3 protein-coding genes are annotated in these 1,922 nt (G+C 47.4%); all 3 read left to right on the top strand.

The annotated features are described in order from the left end of the window. Positions 1-80: 80 nt before the first annotated feature. The gene (tnpA, locus tag AB4493_RS21565; RefSeq protein ID WP_017037717.1) at positions 81-398 is read left to right on the top strand and encodes an IS66 family insertion sequence element accessory protein TnpA; all 318 of its coding nucleotides are present in this window, start codon (positions 81-83) and stop codon (positions 396-398) included. Further along, on the top strand, positions 395-748 hold the full coding sequence (gene tnpB / locus AB4493_RS21560) for an IS66 family insertion sequence element accessory protein TnpB (protein WP_017037716.1): 354 nt from the start codon (positions 395-397) through the stop codon (positions 746-748). The genes tnpA and tnpB overlap by 4 nt, the downstream gene beginning before the upstream one ends. 59 nt (positions 749-807) lie before the next feature. Beyond that, positions 808-1,922, top strand: a 1,115-nt coding sequence (tnpC, locus tag AB4493_RS21555; RefSeq protein WP_372155796.1) for an IS66 family transposase, incomplete at its 3' end; no start/stop codon positions are given.

Genomic DNA, 1,922 nt, shown 5'->3' with positions numbered 1-1,922 from the left:
GTAAGCGTGCCATGAACACCGCATTCTAATCCTTCAGCACGAAGAATAAGATCAACTCTCCAACCCAAAGGAGAGTTGAAATGGCAAAACGACGCACCAACCTAGAATGGCAATCACTGTTTGAACAATATGAAAGTAGCAGTGTTACCCAACGCGCTTTTTGTGAAGAGCATGGACTGAGTTTATCCACGTTCTTCGCCAAACGGCGTCAACTCCAAACAGCAAACCAATCGGAATCTGTCGGATTTGTTAGAGCCGAAATCGTTGAAAAGACAACCAAGTATCAGGCCCAGATAGCTACGGCGAACATGACACTTCTCATCAATGATGTGGAGCTGAGCATTCCTCAAGGCACGCCAGCCACCTATCTTGCTGAACTCATTGGAGCGTTGTCATGAAAGGTATGCTCAGCGCTCCAGACATTTACCTTTATCGTGAAAGCGTCGATTTTAGAAAGTCCATCAACGGCCTTGCAGCGATTATCGAAAATGATACTGACTTGCCTCTTGGCAGCGGTGCGCTGTTCCTGTTTACCAATAAACAGCGCGATAAGATTAAAGTGTTGTACTGGGATAAAACAGGCTTCGCCCTCTGGTATAAACGCCTTGAAAAAGCCAAGTATAAGTGGCCTTCAAAAGAGAAAAATCAGGTGTTTACCCTCACTCAATTTGAGCTTGATAGACTGCTTTCAGGCTTCACAATTATCGGCCACGAACCCATCAAAATAAACGATTTTACAATGAGTTAATCGAGAATAAAGCCTTATTCTCCAAGCGTTAACGGCACGATTTTAGTATAATCAATGCTATGAAAAAGACGCCAAATATCAACCCAGAAAGCCAAGATGTTGCCGAGCTACAAGCGATGGTAGCTGCTCTGATGTCGGAGAAAAATGAGTGGAAACAAGAGCGCCAATCGCTGCTTGAACAACTCAAACTCGCCTTCGACCGTCAGTTCGCGAAACGCTCGGAGGCATTAAAGCCTTACGATGAATCACAAGGTGACCTCTTCAACGAAGCGGAGTGTGAAGCCGTTAAAGAAGACGAGGTTGAGGTGACAACCACGACCACAACGAAAAAGCGCGGTAAACGTAAACCTCTGCCTAAGACCTTGCCTCGTGAGGTTATCGAACTTGATGTAGACGACCATGAAAAGCAGTGCGCTTGCTGCAATCATAGCCTGCATAAAATCGGTGAAGACCGCAGCGAGAAGCTAGAGTTCACGCCAGCGGTACTCAAAGTGTTGGAATATGTTCGTCCTAAGTACGCTTGCCGCCAGTGCGAGAAAACAGGTGACAGCAGCCGTATCGTTCAGAAGCCATCCCCTCAGAGTCTCATCCCTAAAAGCTTCGCCACAGAAAGCTTGCTGACCAACATCATTCTTGGCAAATACCAATACGCGATGCCACTTTATCGCCAAGAATCGCTGTTTACCCAGTCGGGTATCGAGCTATCACGCACCACCATGGCAAGGTGGGTTATCCAAGTCAGTGAGAAGTTCGCCCCGCTGTATGCGGCCTTGAAGGAGAACCTACTTCAACAAGTGGTGGTTCAAGCGGATGAAACGCCGCTCAATGTGCTCAAAGAAGAGAAGCAGTGTTATATGTGGCTCTACTGCTCAGGCGCTGACTCACCCGAAGCGGCACTGCCGAATGTGAAAAATATTGCCTTGTACGACTATCAAAACAGTCGCGCGAGGGCGTGTCCCGTGGACTTTTTAGGTGACTACAACGGTTATCTACAAACCGATGGCTACGCGGCTTATGATGGTCTGCATCACGTCACCAATGTAGGGTGCTTAGCGCATGCTCGTCGCAAGTTCATGGATGCGAAGAAGCTTCAAGGGAAAGGTAAATCAGGCAAGGCTGATAAGGCGCTGGCTAAAATCCAAAAACTCTACGGGATAGAATCACGCTTAAAAGG

The sequence above is a fragment of the Vibrio sp. 10N.222.55.A1 genome, from assembly GCF_041473835.1.
Classification (GTDB): domain Bacteria; phylum Pseudomonadota; class Gammaproteobacteria; order Enterobacterales; family Vibrionaceae; genus Vibrio; species Vibrio crassostreae_C.
The sequence above is the reverse complement of the archived record's forward strand: the minus strand, read 5'-3'. Positions and strand labels throughout refer to the sequence as shown.

Bases quoted from the DNA above. Each gene is read 5' to 3' on its own strand.
- tnpA (WP_017037717.1), top strand. From the start codon at position 81: ATGGCAAAACGACGCACCAACCTAGAATGGCAATCACTGTTTGAACAA.
- tnpB (WP_017037716.1), top strand. From the start codon at position 395: ATGAAAGGTATGCTCAGCGCTCCAGACATTTACCTTTATCGTGAAAGC.